The following is a 7,572-nucleotide window of genomic DNA, read 5'->3' on the forward strand; positions in this document are numbered from 1 at the left end:
CGATGACGCCCCCGATGACGCCGCCGACGACCGGGCGGCTCGAGGCGGGCGGGGGAGCGCGCGAGGCGCACGCCCCGGGTGCGCGGGTCTCCGGGATGATCCCGCTCGCCGTGCCCAACATCGGCGCGCTGGAGCGCCACTACGTCGTCGAGGCCGTGGAGTCCGGCTACGTGTCCTCCGTGGGACCCTTCGTGGCCGAGTTCGAGGACCGCTTCGCCCACCGCGTGGGTGCGCGGCACGCGGTGGCCTGCGCCACCGGCACGGCAGCGATCCACATCGGCCTGCTCCTCCTCGGCGTGGAGCCCGGCGACGAGGTGTTCTGCTCGGACTTCACCTTCGTCGGGTCGGTCAACCCCATCGCCTACCTCGGCGCCCGGCCCGTGTTCGTCGACTCCGAGACCCGGACGTGGAACCTCGACGCGGTGCTCCTCGCGGAGGAGCTCGACCGTCGCGCCACGGCGGGGGAGCCGCTGCCGAAGGTCGTCGAGGTGGTCCACGTCCTCGGCCAGCCCGCCGACCTGGAGCCCATCGTCGACGCGTGCGAGCGCCACGGCGTGGCCATCCTCGAGGACGCCGCGGAGTCGCTCGGGGCCGGCTGGTCGGCGGGCCGGTACTCCGGGAAGCACACCGGGACCGTCGGCCGGGTCGGCTGCTTCTCCTTCAACGGCAACAAGATCGCGACGACGGGTGGCGGCGGCATGATCGTCACCGACGACGACGAGCTCGCCGCGCGGGCCCGGCACCTGACGACACAGGCGAAGGTGCCCGACGTCGGCTATCTCCATGATGAGATCGGCTACAACTACCGCCTGACCAACATCGCGGCGGGACTCGGGCTCGCCCAGCTCGAGCGGCTGGACGACTTCGTGGCCGCGAAGCACCGCATCGCGCAGCGCTACGACGAGTCGCTCGAGGGACTGCCCCTCGCCCTGCCGCCCCGGGTGGCCGGCCTGGACGCGACGTACTGGCTGTACTCGGTCCTCGTCGATGACGGAGCCGGCCGATCCCGTGACGACCTGCTGGCCCACCTCGAGCACCACGGGGTCGGCGCGAGAGCCCTGTGGCGGCCGCTGCACGCGCAGCCGCCATTTGCCGACGCCCCGGTGCTGGGGGGTCGGATCGGCGACGACCTGTTCCGTCGGGGGCTCTCGCTGCCCTGCTCCACCGACCTCACCCAGGGCGACCAGCGGCGCGTCATCGACGCGATGCACTCGTTCTTCGCCTGACTGGTAGGCCGGCTGCGGCAGGATGGCGCCGTGGAGATCGCCATCGGGCTGCTCGCAGTCGCGGCCACCGTTCTCGTCGGAGCCTGGGTGTCCGAGCGGACGGGTCTGCCCGCGCCGCTCGTCCTCATCCTCGTCGGGATCATCGGTTCTTACCTGCCGTTCGTCCCCGAGGTGACCCTGAGCCCCGAGGTCGTGCTCTTCGGGGTGCTGCCCCCGCTGCTCTACGCCGCCGCGATCCAGACCTCCCTCGTCGACTTCCGGGCCAACCGGGCGGCGATCCTCATGCTCTCCGTCGGGCTCGTCGTCTTCACCGCCCTCGGTGTCGGGGTCTTCCTGTGGTGGCTTCTCGGCCTTCCCTTCGCGGTCGCGTTCGCCATCGGCGCGGTCGTGGCACCCCCGGACGCCGTCGCCGCCACCGCCGTCGGGCGGCAGATCGGACTGCCCCGGCGGATCGTCTCCATCCTGGAGGGGGAGTCGCTCGTCAACGATGCGACGGCCCTCGTGGCGTTGCGCACGGCGCTGGCCGCGGCGGGCCTCGTCGCGAGCTCCACGGGCGAGGTGACCTTCAGCGCAGTCGTGGTCGACTTCCTGCGAGCGGGCCTCGGTGGGGTGGTGGTGGGGTTGCTCGTCGCCGTCGTCGTCGACCAGGTCCGCAAACGGATCAGCAACGACGCCACCTTCGACACCGTGCTGTCGTTCATGGCGCCGTTTGCCGCCTACGTCCCGGCCGAGCACCTCCACGCTTCGGGGGTCATCGCGGTCGTCACGACCGGACTCGTCCTCGGACACCGGTCACCCCGATCGCAGCGCGGCGCCTCGCGCCTGTCGGAGCGGATCAACTGGCGCTCGGTCCAGTTCCTGCTCGAGAACGCCGTCTTCCTCCTGATCGGCCTCCAGGCCTTCTACGTCCTCGACCGGGTGCGCGCGTCGGAGCTGTCCACCGCCACGATCACGACCGCAGCGCTCGGCACGCTCGCCGTCGTGCTCCTGCTGCGCCCGGCGTGGGTCTTCCCCTTCAAGGCGCTGTCGCGGCGCCACCATCCGGAGCGCGGGCGCTGGGCGGCCGCGGCCGTCATCTCGTGGGCCGGCATGCGTGGCGTGGTCACCCTCGCCGCCGCCCAGCTCCTGCCTGCCGCGACCCCGCACCGTGACGTGCTCATCCTCATCGCCGTGGTCGTCACGATCGGGACGCTGTTGCTGCAAGGAACGACGCTGCCAGCCCTCGCGCGGCGCCTCGGCGTCCGGGGCCCCAACCCCCGGGAGGATGCCCTGCAGGCCGCGACCATCATGTCCGCCGCGACCCGCGCGGGCCTGGCCGTGCTCGACGCCGAGACGAACATCGACGAGGAGACGAGAAAGGCGTTGCGCGAACGGTCCGAGGATCGGGTGAACCAGCTGTGGGAGCGCCTCGGGCACCGCGGGGCCGACGTGTCGGAGACGCCGAGCGAGCAGTACCGCCGGGTCCGGATGAAGATGCTCGACGCCGAGCGGGAAGCCGTCCTCGTCCTGCGTGACGCGGGCCGGGCCGAGCACGACGTGCTCCGAGTCGTGTTGGGTGCTCTCGACCTCGAGGAGACGATGCTCGACCGCGTCGAGGAGCACGAGGAGCGGCTGCGCGACCAGATGCTGCCGGTGGAGCCCCTCGAGGCGCCGTGCGAGCACCTCCGGGGCGCCGATCTCGCCACGGTCGTGGCCTCGCCCGGAGAGTGCGCCGAGTGCCATGTGACGGGCGAGTCGTGGGTGCACCTTCGAGTCTGCCTCGTGTGCGGCCACGTCGGTTGCTGCAACTCGTCGCAGGGGCGGCACGCCGACGCACACTTCCGCGAGACGGGTCACCCCGTGATGCGCAGCGTCGAGCCCGGCGAGTCGTGGCGCTGGTGCTACGTCGACGAGGTGCTCGGCTGACTGAGACGGTGGGCTGACCCTAGGTTGGGGTGCATGGAACTCCCTCACCCTGACGTGGACCCCGGTGGACTCCTCGAGTACTCCGTCGTCTTCACGGACCGGTCGCTCAACCACATGTCACAGCGGTTCATCGGGGTCATGCAGGACCTCGTCGCCGTGCTCCGGACGACCTACCACGCCGACGGCGTCGCCGTCGTGCCCGGGGGCGGGACCGTCGCGATGGAGGCGGTGGCGCGGCAGCTCGTCACCGGGCGAAGGGCCCTGGTCATCCGGACCGGGTTGTTCTCCTACCGCTGGTCCCAGATCCTCGACGTCGGCGCGGTCACGACCGACGTCACCGTGTGCACGGCCCGACCTGACAGCCCCGCGCGCGACGCCGCGTGGTCACCCCCGCCCCCCGACGAGGTGGTCGCGACCATCCGCCGGGCGCGCCCCGAGGTCGTGCTCGCCGCCCATGTCGAGACCGCGTCGGGCATGGTCCTGCCCGACGAGTACGTCCAGGCGGTCGGGGAGGCGACGCACGAGGTGGGCGGCCTGTTCGTCCTGGACGCCATCGCGTCGGGCGCGCTCTGGGTCGACATGGCAGCGGCTGGTGTCGACGTCCTGCTCAGCGCACCGCAGAAGGGCTGGAGCGGCACGCCCGGCGTCGGTTACGTGATGCTCGCGGACCGCGGCCGCGCCGCCGTCGACGCGTCCGAGTCGACGAGCTTCGCGATGGACCTGAGGAAGTGGCTCTCCATCGCCGACGGCTACGTCGACGGCCGGGCCGCCTACCACTCGACGATGCCCACCGACGCCATTGCCCGGAACGCGGCCGTCATGCGCGACACCCAGGACCGTGGCCTCGAGTCGTTGCGCGCGAGCCAAATCGACCTCGGCGGTCAGGTGCGGGCACTGCTCGCCGAACGGGGCTTCCGGTCGGTCGCTGCCGAGGGCTACGAGGCACCCGGAGTCGTCGTGGTCCACACGGACGACCCCGGCCTGCAGTCAGGGGCGAGGCTGCGCGAGGTCGGCATCCAGGCAGCCGCGGGAGTCCCGCTCATGTGCGGCGAGCCGGCCGACTTCTCGACGTGCCGGGTCGGCCTGTTCGGCCTTGACAAGCTGGCCGACGTCGACGGCACCGTGGCACGGCTCGCAGCCGGACTGGACCGGCTGCGGCTCGCCTGACCCAGCAGTCGAGTGTGCAGCTTCTGGTCGTCAGCACGAGGCGATCCCGAGCTGCCCCGCAGAAGTTGCACACTCGACTGGGTCAGGCCTTGGCGGCGGTGAAGCCCTGCTCGAGGTCTGCGATGATGTCGTCGATGTGCTCGATCCCCACGGACAGGCGCACGAGTCCGGGCGTCACTCCCGCCGCGAGGCGGTCCGAGTCGGGGCCCTGGGAGTGCGTCGTCGACGCGGGGTGGATGACGAGCGAGCGGACGTCCCCGATGTTGGCGACGTGGCTGTGCAGCGTCAGGCCCTCGACGAACTTCTTGCCCGCCTCGAGCCCGCCCTTGATCTCGAAGGAGAGCACCGCGCCGGCGCCCGTCGGGAGGTACTTCTGCGCGAGCTCGTGGTTGGGGTCGTCCGGCAACGATGCCCAGACGACCTTCTCGACCTGGTCGTGGCCCTGGAGGAACGCGGCGACCTTGTGGGCGTTCTCGAGGTGCCGGTCGATGCGGAGGCTGAGCGTCTCGATGCCCTGCCCGATGAGGAACGCGCTGAACGGTGAGATGGCGTTGCCGAGGTCCCGGAGCAGCTGGACGCGAGCCTTGAGGATGAACGCGAGGTTGACGCCGAAGGCGCCATCCTTGCCGAGGTCCCGCGCGTAGACGAGCCCGTGGTAGCTCGGGTCGGGCTGGTTGTAGTTCGGGAAGCGCTCGGGGTCCGCGCCGAAGTCGAAGTTGCCCGAGTCGACGATGACGCCGGCGATCGTCGTGCCGTGGCCGCCGAGATACTTCGTCGCGGCATGGACGACGATGTCGGCGCCGTGCTCGATCGGCCGGAGCAGGTAGGGCGTCGCGATGGTGTTGTCGACGACGAGCGGCACTCCGATGTCGTGGGCGACGGCCGCCACGGCCTCGATGTCGAGGATGTCGGACTTGGGGTTGGCGATCGTCTCGCCGAAGAAGAGCTTGGTGTTCGGGCGGGTGGCGGCCCGCCAGGACTGCGGGTCGGCGGTGTCCTCGACGAAGGTCACCTCGATGCCGAGCTTGGGCAGGGTGTTCTGGAACAGGTTGTACGTCCCGCCGTAGAGCGCCGGGCTCGCGACGACGTGGTCGCCGGCCTCCGCGATGTTGGCGATCGCGAAGAACGTCGCGGACATCCCGGAGCTGAGCAGGAGCGCGCCGACGCCACCCTCGAGGGAGGCGAGCCGCTTCTCCACCGCGTCCTGGGTCGGGTTCATGATCCGCGTGTAGATGTTGCCGAGCTCGGAGAGGGCGAAGAGGTTCTTCGCGTGCTCCGTGTCGTTGAAGACGTACGACGTCGTCTGGTAGATCGGCAGGGCTCGTGCCCCGGTCGCCGGGTCCGCCTGCTCCTGCCCCACGTGGATCTGGCGGGTCTCGAACGACCAGTTGGGGGTGTCACTCATGGCGTGCTGTCCTCACACTCGCGCTTGCGCGCCGGCGGTCGCCGGGCGCCAGGTCCTCACCCGGGGCACCCCGCCGCGTAGCGAGGGTTGCCGGTCAGCGAGCCGGGGCCGTGACGCTGACACTCATGACCTTCGATGCGATCGTATGCCGCTGGGCTCGCTCCCAGCCCAGCCGTCCTCATCGTGGACGGCTCGTCCCCAGGCTGGACGGCTGGGTGCGCTGCCCGTGATCGAGTGAACGACTTTCAGGCCCGACGTTGTTCTTTCGATGGGGGTTCGGCGTGCAGTCGGGCGCGCGAGGACGCGTTCCCGTGGGAGTGCCTCAGCGGCATACGGGCTGGGGCGGTGGCGTCAATCACGTGGACGTCCTACTAAATACGTCTCGCGGGTAACATGCCGACTGTGACGAGCACTGACTTCGACCTGTTCCGGACCAGCGACGACCACGAGGCTCTCCGGGAAGCCGTGCGGGCGGTCGCCGAGGACAAGATCGCCCCCTTCGCCGCCGCCGTGGACGAGGAGGCGCGCTACCCGCAGGAGGCGCACGACGCGCTCGTGGCGTCGGACTTCTTCGCTCCCCACGTGCCGGAGGAGTACGACGGCGTCGGCGCGGATGCGCTTGCGACGTGCATCGTCATCGAGGAGGTGGCCCGCGTCGATGCCTCCGCCAGCCTGATCCCCGCGGTCAACAAGCTGGGCTCGATGCCGCTCATCCTGGCCGCCGACGAGGACCTCAAACGCAGGTACCTGCCGCCGCTCGCCCACGGTGAGACGACGTTCTCGTACGGCCTGTCCGAGCGGGAGGCCGGCTCCGACACCGCGTCGATGAAGTGCCGGGCACGCCATGACGCAGCGGACGGCGGCAGTTGGATCCTGAACGGCCAGAAGTCGTGGATCACCAACGCCGGGGTCTCCGAGTACTACACGGTGCTCGCGGTCACCGACCCCGACGGCCCCCGCGGCAACAACGTCACCGCGTTCGTCGTCGAGAAGTCCGACGCCGGCTTCACCTTCGGCGAGAAGGAGCGCAAGCTCGGCATCAAGGGCAGCCCCACCCGGGAGCTGCACTTCGACAACGTCCGCATCCCCGGCGACCGCGTCGTCGGCCAGGTCGGGGACGGCCTGAAGATCGCGCTGCGCACGCTCGACCACACCCGAGTGACGATCGGCGCCCAGGCCATCGGCATCGCCCAGGGCGCGCTCGACCAGGCCGTGGCCTACGTCAAGGAGCGCAAGCAGTTCGGCAAGCGCATCGCCGACTTCCAGGGCATCCAGTTCATGCTCGCCGACATGGCGATGGAGGTCGAGGCGGCCCGGCAGATGGTCTACGTCGCTGCGGCCAAGTCCGAGCGTGGCGACAAGGACCTGTCCTTCTTCGGTGCGGCCGCCAAGTGCTACGCCTCCGACGTGGCGATGAAGGTGACGACGGATGCCGTCCAGCTGCTCGGCGGTGCCGGGTACACGAAGGACTTCCCGCTCGAGCGGATGATGCGGGACGCCAAGATCACCCAGATCTACGAGGGGACGAACCAGATCCAGCGGATCGTTGCCGCCCGGCAACTGCTGCGCTGAGTTTCTGATCCCCTGTGATTCCGGTCGGGCCCCACAGTCACCGACGACCGGCCCCGGCTGTCCGAATGAGCAGCCGGGGCCCGTCGTGCGTTTGGACCTTGCGGGATCAGACCCGTGCGGGACCGAGGTAGCGGGCGCTTCCGAAGTCGAGAATCGGATAACCGATGAAGCCGAACAGCCACAGGCCGAAGAATCCGAACGCGCTGCCTCTGCCGAATGCCTTGGCGACGTCGATCGCGACCACAATAGAGACGACCAGGTTGACCAGCGGGATGAGGAAGAGGATCAGCCACCACC

Annotated in this window: 6 protein-coding genes and 1 riboswitch; of the genes, 4 read left to right on the forward strand and 2 right to left on the reverse strand. The window is 70.2% G+C overall.

All coding sequences use genetic code 11. The annotated features are described in order from the left end of the window. Positions 1–14 precede the first annotated feature (14 nt). The 3 genes from VJN29_RS14195 to VJN29_RS14205 are packed head-to-tail and all read left to right on the forward strand — an operon-like array spanning position 15 to position 4,298. Positions 15–1,226, forward strand: coding sequence for an aminotransferase class I/II-fold pyridoxal phosphate-dependent enzyme (locus VJN29_RS14195; protein WP_324144282.1), 1,212 nt, complete (start codon positions 15–17; stop codon positions 1,224–1,226). 30 nt (positions 1,227–1,256) lie between these two features. Further along, a complete protein-coding gene (locus VJN29_RS14200) occupies positions 1,257–3,131 on the forward strand; it encodes a Na+/H+ antiporter (RefSeq protein WP_324144283.1) in 1,875 nt (624 codons plus the stop codon). Between the two features lie 33 nt (positions 3,132–3,164). After that, positions 3,165–4,298, forward strand: coding sequence for an alanine--glyoxylate aminotransferase family protein (locus VJN29_RS14205; RefSeq protein ID WP_324144284.1), 1,134 nt, complete (start codon positions 3,165–3,167; stop codon positions 4,296–4,298). An 82-nt stretch (positions 4,299–4,380) separates the two neighbouring features. Here the strand turns inward: VJN29_RS14205 and VJN29_RS14210 are convergent, their stop codons facing one another. Continuing rightward, entirely contained in the window at positions 4,381–5,703 is a 1,323-nt protein-coding gene (locus VJN29_RS14210) for a bifunctional o-acetylhomoserine/o-acetylserine sulfhydrylase (RefSeq protein WP_324144285.1), read from the reverse strand. A 15-nt stretch (positions 5,704–5,718) separates the two neighbouring features. After that, a riboswitch (SAM riboswitch) is annotated at positions 5,719–5,834 on the reverse strand. Between the two features lie 262 nt (positions 5,835–6,096). Here VJN29_RS14210 and VJN29_RS14215 point away from each other — a divergent pair. Next, complete coding sequence (locus VJN29_RS14215; protein WP_324144286.1) at positions 6,097–7,275, forward strand: acyl-CoA dehydrogenase family protein; 1,179 nt, start codon at positions 6,097–6,099, stop codon at positions 7,273–7,275. A 106-nt stretch (positions 7,276–7,381) separates the two neighbouring features. On the opposite strand, the gene VJN29_RS14220 is transcribed toward VJN29_RS14215, so the two are convergent. Further along, positions 7,382–7,572, reverse strand: a 191-nt coding sequence (locus VJN29_RS14220; protein ID WP_324144287.1) for a DUF5684 domain-containing protein, incomplete at its 5' end; no start/stop codon positions are given.

The sequence above is a fragment of the Intrasporangium sp. genome (assembly GCF_035280925.1).
GTDB lineage: Bacteria > Actinomycetota > Actinomycetes > Actinomycetales > Dermatophilaceae > Intrasporangium.